This is a genomic window from Streptomyces sp. NPDC002958 (genome assembly GCF_055563255.1).
The window spans coordinates 220,066-233,274 of the sequence record NZ_JBVHDS010000009.1 but is presented as its reverse complement, the minus strand read 5'-3'; the positions used below and the strand labels follow the sequence as shown (position 1 = coordinate 233,274).

Here is a 13,209-nt window from a genome sequence, read left to right as displayed (position 1 = left end):
CGCGGGGGCCTACGCCCCCGTGGCGATCCGGACCGTCCAGGCGCCCGACGGCGTCCGGTCGGCGACCTCGATCCTGGCGTGCCCGCCGGGGATGCTGTATGTCTCGCCGACCCGCAGCGGGGCGTCCGCGAGCGGCGCGTAGACGGACCGGTCCCAGCAGGCGTCGGAGGCCGGGTGGGTGTCGATGACCTCGACCGGGCCGCCGCCGGACGGGGTTCCGTTGCGCACCCGGTAGAGCAGGACGCCCTCGGCGCAGGTCGTCCGGTCGTTGCCGGTGGCGCTGCGGGCCTCGATGGCCACGGCGCTGCCCGCGCCGGTCCTGATCACCGCGAGCCGGGTGCCGATGGAGGCACCGGGCACGGGCACGGCGGCCATCGGCTCCAGGGTGATGTCCCGGCTGCGCTGGACGCAGATCACCTGTCTGCGGTCCAGCCAGCCCAGCTTCCACTTGTGCCAGCCGAGGAAGTCCGGCGCGAGCCCGAACTGACTGCCCATCACGTCCCAGTCGCCGACATATGTGTCCCAGTCACCCTTGCCGTCGGACGGTCGGTGGTAGAGGTCCGGCAGGTCGAAGACGTGCCCGGTCTCGTGGGCCAGCACATTGTGATCCGGCGGATGCATTTCGAAGATGGTGACGACACGCCGGATGTCCGTACCGTCGGCGCGCAGCGGCCGCTCGAAGTTGACGACCTTGGTGGCGTCGGAGTCGACCCCCGGGGCGTCCGGGTCGGCGACCAGGTAGACGATGTCGAACCGGGAGAAGTCGACCTCCGGGTCGGCCACGGCGATGGCATCGCGCAGATAGGCACTGCGCCGGTCGTTGCTCCAGTCACGCCTTATGCCGTACCAGGCGGACGTTTCGGGCATCTGGATCCAGTGCCGCAGCGGGTGCGGGCGCAGGACGAACTTCCCGTACGAGGCCCGCTGGAAGAACTGGGTGGTGGCGGGGAAGTAGTCGGCGGCGAGTTCGGCGGGCGTGGCGGTGGGGATGCGGTCGGGGAAGGAGAGGAAGACCATGACCGCGTCGAGAGGGTGGTCGGGGCGGGGGTAGGCGTCGTTCCAGTCCCCTACACCGAGCGAGTGGTGCGCCTCGGTACGGGGCAGCGCGCACGGACCTTCTTCACCGGTCGCGGCCTCGGCGGGCCCGGCGACGAGAGAGGTGGCGACGAACGCCAGAAGCGAGGTCACGGCAGCGGCCACACCACGCAGGCTCGGCCTCTCCACTCCCCCGGTTCTGTGCTGACGCGGCACATCTACCTCCGGGTGCGAGACACGGTCACCCACCCACCCTGTGCTGATTCAAGACTTTCGTCCTGTTGAGCTGCCCCAGTCGAGTCAGCAGTCGGCCTAGGCATTCACCCTCACGGATAGTCACAATCAATCACCGGGACATCACGAGAGAGCGGAACTGCTCAGAAAAGATCAGTCGCGGGCAAACCGGATCAACGTGCGACTGGCCCAAGTGGGGCGAACGCGGGGCGCGGAACGGTCGGACGCTGGAACGGCCGACGCACCAACCTCTATGCTTCACCAGGCTTTCCCGCGTGGTTCCCGCCTCCGACAACGGCGCTCCGCGCGGCGGGCCAGTCCGGCCACACCTGTTCAGGACAGAACTGCACGGCGGGAGCGAACGGTGAGCGGAACCTCCGAAGGGCCGAGGCCCGCGGCGGGCACACCCCCCTATTCCGCAGGACCGTCGGTCACGGAGTGTCACACTTCGTGGTCCCCTGCCGGGAGCGAAGGATCCGAGCCGCACGGTTACCGGGCCGCCTTCCGGGCCGCCACGCTCCCGATGGCCGTCGTCGACCACGAGGGCCTGGTCGTCGCCGCCAACGATGCCCTCGGCGGGCTCCTCGGCTTTTCCGCCGCGACACTGACCACACAGTCGGCAGCCGATCTGCTCGACCTCGCGGCGGACGGCCGCACCTGGCACGCGTACCGCGAGGTGCTGCACGGGCGGCGCTCACGGTTTTGCTGCACCCGCAGGCTCAAGCACCCCGACGGGCGCGCGCTGTGGGCCGAGATCACCGTCGTACCGATGCCCGAAACCGAGGCCGGCCGGGCCGACGGCTCGGGGACGGGCAGGGTGCTGCTCTCCGTCGCGGACATCAGCGACCGGCGCGAGCTGCAGAAACGGCTGCGCCACCTCCAGATGCACGACCCGGTGACCCGACTGCCCAACCGGACCCTGTTCTTCGAACGGCTCTCGGCCGTCCTGGAGACCCCGCCCTACCAGGTCGACAGTGTCCCCGGACACGGCCGGATCGGGCTCTGCTACCTCGATCTGGACGGTTTCAAGGCTGTCAACGACACGATGGGCCACCGGATCGGCGACCGGCTGCTCGCCGCCGTCGCCGCCCGGCTCACCGACTGCGCGTCCCAGGACGGCTCGCACCGCCCCGGTGGCCATCTCGTGGCGCGCCTGGGCGGCGACGAGTTCGCGATCCTGGTCGAGGACTCCACCGGTACGCAGCAGCTCACCGACCTGGCCCGCACGGTCCTGGCCGCGCTGCAGAAGCCCTTCGACCTGGCCGGGCAGCGGCTCTCCGTCTCGGCCTCGATCGGAGTGGTGGAGCAGGCCGTGGCCGGCACCTCGGCGACCGGTCTGATGCAGGCCGCCGACACCACGCTGTACTGGGCGAAGGCGGACGGCAAGGCCCGCTGGACGGTCTTCGACCCGGAGCGCAACGCCCATCGGATGACCCGGCAGACGCTCTCCTCCAATCTGCGGCCCGCCGTCGAACGCGGCGAGTTCACCATCGAGTACCAGCCGCTGGTCGGCATGGCCGACGGAGTCGTACGGGGGGTGGAGGCCCTGGTCCGCTGGAACCACCCGCAGTTCGGCATGCTCTCGCCGAATCGGTTCGTCGCGATCGCCGAGGAGGACGGCTCGATCGTCCAGCTCGGCCGGTGGGTGCTGCGATCCGCCTGCCGCCAGGCCCGGCGCTGGCAACTCGACCACCCGGCCGAACCGCCGCTGTTCATCAGCGTCAATGTCGCCGTACGGCAGGTCTGGGACTCCGACCTGGTCACCGATGTCGCGGAAATCCTCGCCGAGACCGGCCTGGATCCCGCACTGTTGCAGCTGGAGCTGACCGAGTCCGCGGTGATGGGCTCGGCGGGCCGCCCGCTCCAGGCACTCCAGTCGCTCAGCGACATGGGCGTGCGCATCGCCATCGACGACTTCGGTACCGGCTATTCGAACCTCGCCTATCTGAGCCGGCTGCCGGTCTCCGTACTGAAGCTGGACGGCTCCTTCGTACGCGGCTTCCGCCACGACGACGGCGACCGCCCGAGCCCCGCCGACGAGACGATCGTCGAGGCGATGGTGCATCTGGCGCACCGTCTGGGCCTGACCGTCACCGCGGAGTGCGTGGAGACGGCAGGCCAGGCGGAACGGCTGCGCAGGATCGGCTGCGACACCGGCCAGGGCTGGTTGTACTCACGTGCGGTGGCCCCGGAGCGGATCGCCGAGCTGATCGGCAGCGGAAGCCTGAAGGTCTGAACCCCGGCTGCCGGTGTCAGGCCACCGGCAGCCCATACGCGTCGGCGATCAGTTCGTAGCTGCGCAGCCGGGCCTCGCCGCTGTGAGCGTTGGCGGTGATCATCAGTTCGTCGGCGCCGGTGCGCTTGGCCAGGTCGTCGAGGCCCGTACGGACCTCGTCCGCCGTGCCGTGGACGATGTTGGCCAGCCAGCTGTCGACGAACTCCCGCTCCATGGGAGTGAAGGCGTACGCCTCCGCCTCCTCGGGTGTGGGGACCAGGCCGGGGCGCCCGGTGCGCAGGCGGACCATGGACAGGGCGCCGGAGAGCACCTGGCGGCGGGCCTCGCGCTCGTCGTCGGCGGCCAGGGCCGAGACCCCGATCAGGGCGTACGGGGCGTCGAGCACCGCGGACGGCCGGAACGACTCCCGGTACAGGTCGAGGGCCGGCACCGTGTTCTGGGCCGAGAAGTGGTGGGCGAAGGCGAACGGCAGGCCGAGTACGCCGGCCAGCCGGGCGCTGAAGCCGGAGGAACCGAGCAGCCAGATCGGCGGGCGGGCCGCGGACTGGACCCCGCCCTCGGCCGTGGCCTGGATCGGGCCGGGGACCGCGTGGATACGGGCGTAGGGGTGGCCGTCGGGGAAGTCGTCGTCCAGGAACCTGGTCAGCTCGGCGAGCTGCTGCGGGAAGTCTTCGGCGCCTTCGCCCAGGCGGTCCGTGCGGCGCAGGGCGGCCGCCGTCGCTCCGTCGGTGCCCGGGGCGCGCCCGAGGCCGAGGTCGATACGGCCGGGGGCCATGGCCTCCAGGGTGCCGAACTGTTCGGCGATGACGAGCGGTGCGTGGTTGGGCAGCATCACACCGCCGGAGCCGAGCCTGATGCGCTCGGTGTGGGCCGCGAGATGGGCCAGGATCACGGCCGGCGAGGAGGAGGCGACACCGGGCATGGAGTGGTGTTCGGCGACCCAGTAGCGGTGGAATCCGCGACGCTCGGCGAGCTGTGCGATGTCCACGCTCGTACGCAGCGCCTGGGTGGCGGTGCGGCCCTGGCCCACGATCACCAGGTCCAGCACGGAGAGCGGAACGGTGGCCGTCCCCTCCGCCTTGCCACGGATCTCGTCGCCTCGAATCTCGTCCACGTCCTGGCCCTCTCCGGTGATGCGCGTACGTCCGACTCATACGTCTCATGCGTCTCATGCGTCCGGAAGAGCAGAACAGGAGGTGGTCTCCGTTTTATTCCCCCCAGCGGCCGGGACGGGACTGTCTTCCGGGCCACCCCTTCTTCCCGCTGTGTGCGCGCTCCCGGCCCTCGCCCCATGTGGCCACCGGGGCCGGCGGCGCCTCACGCTCGGCGAAGATCTTGCCGAGCCTCGGGGACCAGGCCCGGCGGTCCGCCAGCCGCAGCCCCTCCCGGACCGTCACCTGGTTCCCGGTGAGGACCGGCTTGCCGAGGAGCTCTTCCAGCTCCGCCACGTGCGAGACGGTGTGCAGGGCCGTGTCGGGCAGCAGCATCGCATCCGCCTCCGGCCGGTCTGCGGCCGTGACGAGCTCCTTCACCCTGTCCAGGTCCCAGGCGGCGGCCTCGGCGGCAGAGGCGAGACCGGCGGCGTGGGTGGCGGCCACCTCGACGCCCGCGGAGTGCAGGAAGGCGGTGAACAGCGCGGCAATGTGCTCGGGATAGGTCGCGGCGACAGCGACCTGGGCGGCGCCCAGGTCCCGTACCGCATGAACGAAGCCGAAGGAAGTACTGGAGGCGGGCACGCCGGCCGCCTGGGCCAGGGCGGCGATCTGTTCATGGGCGCCCTCCCAGCCGTACAGGAAGCTGCCGCCGCTGCTCACCCAGACGACGGACTCGACCCCGGCGCGCTGCAACTCCGCCACCCCGGCGGCCAGGCGTTCGGGCTCGCCGGTCCGCATCAGCGCGTCGGTCCCGTAGGCGTCCTCGTCGATGTCGGTGTGGTTCACGACCAGTCTGACGGCGTCGAGCAGGATCTCCATCCGCGGGAAGTCGTCCTCCGCGAAGTGGTGGCCCGGGTAGAGAAAACCGAGGGTCGTCATGTCCACCCTTTCTGTTCCTGCGGGTGCCTGCTGTTGCTGCGGTGCCTGCTGTTCCTGCGGGTGCCTGGACTTCTGTTCCTGCGGGTGCCTGGGCTTCTGTTCCTGCGGTGCCTGGACGGGCAATCTCGAGCGGAACCGGTCCCGTGCAAGACACCACCCGTGACCGTTTCCTCCCGCTCCTCCCCAGTATTCCCCCATCCGTCGCCACCCCCACCGTGACCTGTTGACGAAGGCGGGCGCGGGTGCGAGCGTGGTCGAACGCACATCTCAGACGCAGCGGAGCGACCGTCTCTCATGTCAGAGCCCACCCTGCTCGTCCTGGACACCGACCCGTCGCCGCGCCTCGGCCGGCTGACCGGCCGGGCCGCCGTCCGTTACACCGACGAGGCCGGACTCGCCGCACAGCTCCCGGAAGCCGACGTACTGCTGGTGTGGGACTTCACCTCCGACGCGGTACGGGCCGCCTGGCCCGGTGACGGGCCCCGCCCGGCATGGGTGCATACGGCGAGCGCGGGCGTGGACCGGCTGCTCTGCCCGGAGCTGGTGGCCTCCGACACGGTGGTGACCAATGCGCGGGGCATCTTCGAGCGGCCGGTCGCCGAGTATGTGACGGGCCTGGTGCTGGCGTTCGCCAAGGATCTCCCGGGCACACTGGAGCTCCAGCACCGGCGGCTGTGGCGCCACCGGGAGAGCGCGCAGGTCGCGGGCAGCCGTGCGGTGGTCGTCGGTGCGGGCCCGATCGGGCGGGAGATCACCCGGCTGTTGATCGCCCTCGGGGTCCAGGTCGCGCTCGTGGGCCGCCGGGCGCGGCGCACCATCCACGGCGTGGCGGATCTGGACCGGCTGGCCTCCCTGGCCGACTGGGTGATCTGCGCGGCGCCGCTGACGGAGTCGACCCGCGGCATGTTCGACGCGCGGTTCTTCGGGCTGATGCAGCCGTCGGCCCGGTTCATCAATGTGGGGCGCGGCCCGATGGTCGTCGAGGACGATCTGGTCGCCGCACTGCGCAAACGCTGGATCGCGGGCGCGGCGCTCGATGTGTTCGAGCAGGAGCCGCTGGAGCCGCAGAGCCCGCTCTGGGGCGTACCGGGCCTGATCGTGTCACCGCACATGAGCGGCGACACGGCGGGCTGGCGGGACCGGCTGGGCGAGCAGTTCGTGGAGATGTACGAACTGTGGGCGGCCGGGGAGCCCTTGCCGAACGTGGTGGACAAGCGGCGCGGGTACGTCTCCGTCCCGGACCGGGGCGAGTGACCTCGGTCGGCCGGTTCCGGTGGCCGTTCCACCCGCTCATCACGGCCGAGAGTTCGGAGCCGGACACGCGGTCGAGTCGGGTTTCACCGGACAATGGACTTCTTCGGTCCCGAGCGCGAACGTATGAGCGAGTTCCCCCTCGCCGCGGTGGTGTGACCTCGTCACTCGTCGCATGCCAATGACGCCGGCATATGCCCGATGCGCGCGCTGCAGCTTACGGAGCCGGGGCGCCCCATCAACTCACCAACAGCCACCCCGGAAAGAGCTCTTGGCGACTATCGTGGTGACAGAGCTTGCGGTCACAACCGGTGGGGGGAAACCGTGACGTTGAAGCCCGAACCGACCGCACCGTTCCATTCGGTGCAGTACGCCCTTCGTGTAATCGAAACGGTTTCCAAGCACGGCAACGGTGTGACGGACACCCAGATCTCCCGGGAGACGGGACTGCCCATCGGGCACCTCAACTCCCTGCTGCTGACGCTGCGCCGCGAGGGGTACGTCGAGCAGGTCACCGACGGCGCATATGTCACCGGCTCCTCGCTGCTGCTCCTGGGCTCCGGCGCGGCTCGCAGGCAGGCCCTGGAGGTCAAGCTCCAGCAGACACTGGCACAGCTGCGCGATTCGGTCGGCGCGGCGGTCTACATCAGCCGGTACGTCGACGGCGAGATCCGCGTCACGCAGTACGCCGACGGCCCCCGAACCCCGGCGGTCAACGAGTGGGTGGACTTCCGGTCCTCCGCGCACGCCTCGGCAGTCGGCAAGTGCCTGCTGGCCCAGCTCGACCAGAACGGCCGCCGCGACCACCTCTCCCGCCACAAGACGGCCCGGCTCACCTCGCGGACGATCACCAACGAGAAGGTGCTCTTCTCCAAGCTGGACAGCCAGCCGGCGACGGTCCCGGTGCTCGACCTCCAGGAGTACGCGGTCGGCACGGTGTGCGCGGCGGTACCGCTGACGGCCGGGTCGTCGGCGGGGTGCCTGGCGCTGTCGCTGCCGATCGAGGATGCGCATCGCCTGCGCGCGGCGGCGGACACACTGAACCAGCGGGCGGCGCCGGTACTTCTGTCGCTGGCGCTCTAGGAGTGGGCGGCGATCGGCAAGGCCTCTCCGGGTACCCCCGGGCGACTCTGCCCTCAATCGCCGGACAGGCTCGATTTGTCCGGGTGTCATCAGCACCTCTCGGGACCGGGTATTATTTTCGAGTCAGCAGGCGCCGCTAGCTCAGTTGGTTAGAGCAGCTGACTCTTAATCAGCGGGTCCGGGGTTCGAGTCCCTGGCGGCGCACAGACAACGCACTGGGCGGTTCACGTACACACGTGAACCGCCCAGTGCGCTTTTTGCTGCCCATTGAGATGTACGAATGTTTTACACACGCGTACTAGACGAATGTTTTAAACGCTCGTACATTCCCATCATGACGAACGCTACGAGCACCGCCGCCGAGCGCGGCCACCTCGCGCGGCGCTGGTCAGCCGCGCGGCTTGAGTTCGCATGGCAGCTATGCTCGAACCGTCACATTGATGTGAAGGTCAAGCGAGCAAGCGTGAGGTCGGACATATGCGTATCGGAGAACTGTCGGAGCGCACCAGCACCCCCCGGCGGCTCCTGCGCTACTACGAGGAGCAGGGCCTGATCACCGCAGCCCGCTCCCCGAACGGCTACCGCGACTACGACGACTACCTGGTGGACAGGGTCCTGCAGATCAGAGGACTGCTCGACGCCGGCCTACCGACCCGGATCATCAAACAGATCCTCCCGTGCCTCGATCAGCCCCGGATCATCTACTTCTCGGACGCGACACCCGAGATGATCGGCACGCTGGAGCGTGAACGCGACCGGATGACCGAACGCATCGAGTGCCTGATCCGCAACAGGGACGCCATCGCCGACTACCTCAACGCCGTACGCAGCAACAAGTCAGCCAATGCCACCTCCGAGCCCCGACCCGGTGACTCTCACCACTCCACCGGTCACGATGATCAATACGGCCGCTGCCACTGACGCCACCGCGTTGCGCAGGGTGTGCGCGTCCTCGTGGAAGGCGTCGGCGGACAGTTGCGAGAGGACCCGGGGGCGCGGTCCGCTCCGTACCGCTTCCGCTTCCGCTTCCGCTTCCGCTTCCGGCGGCGGGGATGTCGCGACCGGTCCCGTTGGCCAGGAGGCGCCAGGTGTCGGGGCCGGGGATGCCGTCCGCCTCCTTGCCCTTCCAGCCCTGGGCCTTCTGGAACGCCTGGGTCGCGCGCCGGTCGGCGTCGCTCCAGCCCGGCCCCGGACCGAGCTCGTAGAAGCGCTTGCCGCCCCGGTCCGCGAGCATCTTCCCGAGCTGGGTGACGAACGTGTTGCTGGTACCGGGGCCGAACTCGCCGGCGCCCGGGAACGTCGTCGACGACGAACCGCCGCCGCTGCCGCTTTTGCCGCCTCCGCTGCTGATGCCCTTGTAGCGGTACGCGACGTATTTGCCGGAGTTGGTCCAGTACGCCATGGGCGTCTTCTGCTTGCGGGTGTGCGGCTTCGTCTGCTCGTACGCCGTGTAGTGGGTGTGCGTGTGGTCGGTCCAGCCGCCGAAGATCGTGACGTGCGAGCCCTTCGAGGGGTTGGCCGGGTTGTGGAAGAGCAGGATGTCGCCGGGATGCAGATCCTTCCGCGCGATCCGCTTGCCGTATGCGGTGAGGCTGCCGGTCCACTCGTTGCCGGTCAGATTCCAGGCCATCGACACAAAGCCGGAGCAGTCCTGCCGGTACCCGTCGGACCAGTACTTGCTCATGCTGTATGGAACCTGCGAGGACACCCACTTCTTCGCGCGGTTGATGATGGCGGCCCGGCTGGTCTTGCGCAGCTTGGGCTTGGAGGACGAAGGCGGGCCCGAGGCTCCCGTGCCCCGCAGCGGTCCCGGCCCGCCCTGCGGGCTGCCCGACGGATCCGTGTCGGTTTGGGTGGGCGGGTCGCCCTCGTCAGCCGGGACCATCGGGTCCGCCGAGCCCACCGACGCCGTCGTCTCGTCCGTCCGGGCGGCTCCGGCCGCGTCCGCCGCCCGGTCGCCCGGCGCGCTCGCCGCCGTGGCCACGCCGACGCTCAGCAGCACCCCGGCCACGGTGACCAGCACCAGCGCGCGGCGCGCGCCATGCGCGGCCGGATGGCCTCCGTACCGCACGGGCAAGGCGTCGGCGGCGGCTCGCCGTTGCGCGGCGCACCCCGCACAGGTGCAGTCGATGGCGGGTACGTACTCCTCGAAAGCCGGCACGGTCATGCGATTCCCCTCCGCACTCGTCAAGACCTTTGGGCACATCTGCACGGACGCCGGCGTCTCGACTCTCCTGACATATCGCATTTTGACGGACAGACGTGAAAAAACGACCATCCGACAGGCCGCGACGGGCGGGAATTGGTCAGGAGCACACCTCCCCTTCGGGTAGAGTTCTCCAGGTCAGCAGGCGCCGCTAGCTCAGTTGGTTAGAGCAGCTGACTCTTAATCAGCGGGTCCGGGGTTCGAGTCCCTGGCGGCGCACGCAAAGTCAAGACCCCCTCACTACGGGTGAGGGGGTCTTGCTCGTTCCCGAACCGGCCCGGACGAGCAGGCGGCTTGCCGGCGGAGCCGGATGGACCTTCGGCGCGGTGAGCACCGGCACCCGGAGACCGTCCGTCGGATGCTCACCCACGAGACGCCGTGCAGCCCCTCAACCTGGACCTGACCACCCGGACAGCCACGGCGCTTGGGCCACGCACCCCGAGAGCCATCGGATGGCGTGACACCATGCCGCGTCGGACGCGATCGGCACCCGCAACCTGACGGCGTTGCAGAGGGCGGCCGACGCCGCTCTGTACGACGGCAAGCACTCCGGCTGTCCAGGACCAGCGAGGTCCGCCTCTTCGAGACTCACCAAGCAGGTCTGGGGCTACGAGCGCGGCGACCGTCACCTGGTCACTGGCCGCCCTCCCCACGTGCGCCGAGGAACTCGATCACGAGCCGACGAGCGCACGCGGCGTCGAGCCCAGCCGGGCGGAAGAGGATGCGGTACATCAAGGGGGCGACGATGTGGTCCATGGTCGTCTCGATATCGGGAGCCTGCTCCCCGCGTTCGCTCGCGCGGGTGAGGATGGTGTCGATCTGTTCGGCTGCGTAGGCCGAACACTGACCGGCATTGCTGCCATCGGGATCGCCGAGCAGAGCGTCACGGATGTAGGCGCGGCCGGCGGAAGAGGCCATCTCGTCGAGGAACTGTTGGGCCCAGGCCGTCAGGTCGGACATCAGGTCACCGTGGTCCTCCGGCGCGGTGTCGGGTCTCAGGTGCTCCACTGCGACGTCCGACAGCAGCTCCTGCAGATCGCCCCAGCGGCGGTAGATTGTCGACGGCGTGACTCCTGCCCGTTGAGCGACCAGCGGCACTGTCAGTGCGTCGCGGCCTGTCTCCGACAGGAGTTCGCGTACAGCGGTGTGCACCGACGCCTGGACCCGGGCGCTGCGCCCCCCGGGGCGCACCATCTGCCTACGACTCATGACACCACCTTAAAGCATAGATCTTGCTTTTACGGCTCGCCTAACGCAACCATTTAGCTTTAGATGCGGCGGATCTGCCGCTCGAGCCATCGGCGACCCTGTCGCGGTCCCATGCGTTGTTGGCCTGCGGGGTGGTCAGGTCATAGGTGAACTCGCGGGTTTGTGTCTTGCCGGCCAGGACGGCGCCGACTGTGTCGGATGCCGCGCAAGGGTCGGCGCGGACCCAGGAACTGGCCGTGGTAGCCGATCCAGCGATGTCGATCAGGCCCTTGGGTCCATCGAGATATCCCAAAAGCTAACCATTTGCTTTAGCTCGACTGTAGTTCTATGGTGGCTTAACGCAAATAAATTGCCTTTACTGGGAAGGGGGCCCATGCCCACCGCCCTGTCCGACGCACCAGCGCACTGCTCCGTCCGGGCCGACCGTGCCCGCAGGAGGAACCGCGCGGCGTCCTTCGCCCTCGATGCGTCGGTGCTGGCGGCCCTTCTGGCCGCTTCCAGTGCCCCGACGCCGCTGTACTCCCTCTACCAGGACCAGTGGGCCTCTCCCCGCTCGCCGTCACGGTGGTCTTCAGCGCCTACGCATTGGCGCTGCTTCTGGCCCTGCTGACCACCGGAGCGCTCTCCGACCACCTCGGGCGGCGCCCTGTTCTGGCAGCGGCCCTGATCGTCGAGGCCACCTCCATGGCTCTCCTGGCCACAGCGGACGGCGCAGCCTCCCTGACAGCCGCCCGAGTCCTGCAGGGAGCAGCCACCGGCGTGGCCACCAGCGCCGCAGGCGCAGCCGTCCTCGATCTGGAAAACCCCCGGCACCCGGGCCGGTCCGCCCTGACCAACAGCATCACCCCGGTCGCCGGCATGGCCACAGGCGTCCTTGCCTCCACCCTTCTAGTCCATTTCGCCCCCGCACCGACCGTCACCGTCTACGTCCTACTGGCGGCATTGTTCGTCGCCCAGGCGATCGCAGTCACGTTCACCGCAGAGACAGCCCAACGCCACACAGGCGCGCTGCGGTCGCTGCGCCCGCGGCTCAGCGTCCCGCCCACGGTCCGCCGCACCCTGCTGACCGCCGGTACCGCAGTCGTTGCCGTCTGGGCACTGGGCGGCTTCTACTCCTCCCTCGGCCCGGCCCTCGTAGGCCTGGCGGCTCCCGACGCCCCGCAGGCAGTACGCGGCATGGTCTTCTTCACTCTCAGCGCCACCGCCGTGCTCACCGTGTGGATACTGCGCCGCACCGCGCCCCTCGCCGCGACAATCGGAGGATGCCTGTCCATCCTGCCCGCCACGGCCCTGACCCTGAGCGGTCTGCACGGCACCGGACTGCCCGCCATCTACGGCGGCGCGGCCCTGGCCGGCATCGCCTTCGGAGCCGTCTCCCAAGGGGCGCTGCGCATGCTCCTCGCCTCGCTCGACGAGCACGACCGCGCCGCGACGCTGCACGACACGTGGCTCAAGACCCAGGCACAGAGTGATCAAGTAGTCGCCGGCCTGCAGAAGGCAGGTGAGGAGCCGACATCGGTTCGCACCGGCGGACTGCCCGACATCGACGGTGCTCCCGGGGGACTGTTCACCATGCCGTCCCCTGCGGGCGACACCGGCAGCTTCGGCCTGGCCGCCCTCCTCATGAGTCTTCTCGGCAACACCGTGGACCCGGACGTCACCGGCACGTCCTGCTTCATCCCCAGCATCAGCGCCGTCGACGCCGGTGACATCAACGACCCGAAGGCGCTCTACCAGCCGGTCACACCGGAGCACAGCGCACTCAACGCCTTCGCGTGCGCCAGCCGCAACGAAGGACACACCACCATGACCGAAGAACTCGGCGCGTGGATCGTGAACGAGATCGTCAGCGGCGAGTGACCACCGGGGTGGGCGGGCCGCACCGACGGGAAGCCCACCCGCCCCGAGCCTCCCGCCGACGA

General features: G+C 69.4%; 11 protein-coding genes and 2 tRNA genes. 7 read left to right on the top strand and 6 right to left on the bottom strand.

Annotated features, from left to right (window positions below; translation table 11 throughout):
• Positions 1-9 precede the first annotated feature (9 nt).
• On the bottom strand, positions 10-1,224 hold the full coding sequence (locus ACZ3IC_RS18755) for a M6 family metalloprotease domain-containing protein (protein WP_467417498.1): 1,215 nt from the start codon (positions 1,222-1,224) through the stop codon (positions 10-12).
• A 409-nt stretch (positions 1,225-1,633) separates the two neighbouring features.
• Between ACZ3IC_RS18755 and ACZ3IC_RS18750 the strand changes: the two genes are divergently transcribed.
• Positions 1,634-3,505, top strand: a complete 1,872-nt coding sequence (locus ACZ3IC_RS18750) for a putative bifunctional diguanylate cyclase/phosphodiesterase (protein ID WP_467417496.1) — start codon at positions 1,634-1,636, stop codon at positions 3,503-3,505.
• A 16-nt stretch (positions 3,506-3,521) separates the two neighbouring features.
• Here the strand turns inward: ACZ3IC_RS18750 and ACZ3IC_RS18745 are convergent, their stop codons facing one another.
• Together ACZ3IC_RS18745 and ACZ3IC_RS18740 are read right to left on the bottom strand one after the other, a co-directional pair.
• Entirely contained in the window at positions 3,522-4,619 is a 1,098-nt protein-coding gene (locus ACZ3IC_RS18745) for an LLM class flavin-dependent oxidoreductase (protein WP_467417494.1), read from the bottom strand.
• A 94-nt stretch (positions 4,620-4,713) separates the two neighbouring features.
• Positions 4,714-5,538, bottom strand: coding sequence for a maleate cis-trans isomerase family protein (locus ACZ3IC_RS18740; RefSeq protein WP_467417587.1), 825 nt, complete (start codon positions 5,536-5,538; stop codon positions 4,714-4,716).
• A 294-nt stretch (positions 5,539-5,832) separates the two neighbouring features.
• Here ACZ3IC_RS18740 and ACZ3IC_RS18735 point away from each other — a divergent pair, with 294 nt between their 5' ends.
• The 4 genes from ACZ3IC_RS18735 to ACZ3IC_RS18720 all read left to right on the top strand — a co-directional run bounded on the left by ACZ3IC_RS18735 (position 5,833) and on the right by ACZ3IC_RS18720 (position 8,793).
• Positions 5,833-6,792, top strand: coding sequence for a D-2-hydroxyacid dehydrogenase (locus tag ACZ3IC_RS18735; RefSeq protein WP_467417493.1), 960 nt, complete (start codon positions 5,833-5,835; stop codon positions 6,790-6,792).
• A 321-nt stretch (positions 6,793-7,113) separates the two neighbouring features.
• Positions 7,114-7,872 (top strand): IclR family transcriptional regulator, encoded by a 759-nt coding sequence (locus ACZ3IC_RS18730; RefSeq protein ID WP_467417492.1) that lies wholly within the window; start codon positions 7,114-7,116, stop codon positions 7,870-7,872.
• Between the two features lie 130 nt (positions 7,873-8,002).
• Positions 8,003-8,076, top strand: a tRNA-Lys gene (locus ACZ3IC_RS18725).
• A 273-nt stretch (positions 8,077-8,349) separates the two neighbouring features.
• Positions 8,350-8,793 carry a MerR family transcriptional regulator gene (locus ACZ3IC_RS18720; protein ID WP_467417490.1) on the top strand — a complete coding sequence of 148 codons (444 nt, stop codon included), beginning with the start codon at positions 8,350-8,352 and terminating at the stop codon, positions 8,791-8,793.
• Here the strand turns inward: ACZ3IC_RS18720 and ACZ3IC_RS18715 are convergent.
• Positions 8,687-10,039, bottom strand: coding sequence for a peptidoglycan-binding protein (locus tag ACZ3IC_RS18715; RefSeq protein WP_467417489.1), 1,353 nt, complete (start codon positions 10,037-10,039; stop codon positions 8,687-8,689). The two genes, ACZ3IC_RS18720 and ACZ3IC_RS18715, sit on opposite strands and share 107 nt — an antisense overlap.
• A gap of 184 nt (positions 10,040-10,223) precedes the next feature.
• On the opposite strand from ACZ3IC_RS18715, the gene ACZ3IC_RS18710 reads away from it, so the two are divergent.
• A tRNA-Lys gene (locus tag ACZ3IC_RS18710) sits at positions 10,224-10,297 on the top strand.
• Positions 10,298-10,711: 414 nt separating this feature from the next.
• Here the strand turns inward: ACZ3IC_RS18710 and ACZ3IC_RS18705 are convergent.
• Together ACZ3IC_RS18705 and ACZ3IC_RS18700 are read right to left on the bottom strand one after the other, a co-directional pair.
• Positions 10,712-11,287 carry a TetR/AcrR family transcriptional regulator gene (locus tag ACZ3IC_RS18705; RefSeq protein ID WP_467417488.1) on the bottom strand — a complete coding sequence of 192 codons (576 nt, stop codon included), beginning with the start codon at positions 11,285-11,287 and terminating at the stop codon, positions 10,712-10,714.
• Positions 11,288-11,327: 40 nt separating this feature from the next.
• Positions 11,328-11,579 (bottom strand): hypothetical protein, encoded by a 252-nt coding sequence (locus tag ACZ3IC_RS18700; protein ID WP_467417486.1) that lies wholly within the window; start codon positions 11,577-11,579, stop codon positions 11,328-11,330.
• A 245-nt stretch (positions 11,580-11,824) separates the two neighbouring features.
• Here ACZ3IC_RS18700 and ACZ3IC_RS18695 point away from each other — a divergent pair, with 245 nt between their 5' ends.
• On the top strand, positions 11,825-13,147 hold the full coding sequence (locus ACZ3IC_RS18695; protein WP_467417485.1) for an MFS transporter: 1,323 nt from the start codon (positions 11,825-11,827) through the stop codon (positions 13,145-13,147).
• The last annotated feature ends 62 nt before the right edge of the window (positions 13,148-13,209 follow it).